This is a genomic window from Stenotrophomonas sp. SrG, from assembly GCF_050031795.1.
GTDB classification, from domain to species: domain Bacteria; phylum Pseudomonadota; class Gammaproteobacteria; order Xanthomonadales; family Xanthomonadaceae; genus Stenotrophomonas; species Stenotrophomonas rhizophila_A.
The window spans coordinates 1-282 of the sequence record NZ_JBNBBE010000185.1 but is presented as its reverse complement, the minus strand read 5'-3'; the positions used below and the strand labels follow the sequence as shown (position 1 = coordinate 282).

Below are 282 nucleotides of genomic sequence, written 5' to 3'. Positions count from 1 at the left end.
TTGCTGACCACGCCTTCCAGGACCATGCCCGGCTTGAGGTCCTTGAGCTCTTCCACCCCTTCGGCGAAACGCGCGGCCTTGAACTCCGGGCGCGGGTCGCGGCCGGGCTTCTCCAGGTCCTTGAGGATGTCGCGCACGGTCGGCACGCCGAAGGTGTCGTCGGTGAACTGTTCGGCCTTCAGACCGCGCAGGAAGCTGCCATCACCGATCAGCGCCTTGATCGGGCGCGCGGTGGCGGCCACGATCCCCTCCACCACCGCGTACGCTTCCGGGAGCACCGAG

1 pseudogene is annotated in these 282 nt (G+C 68.1%); it reads right to left on the bottom strand.

What is annotated here, in order from left to right:
• Window positions 1-282: pseudogene (locus tag ACQG3P_RS19460) on the bottom strand (RNA-binding transcriptional accessory protein); the annotation flags it as partial.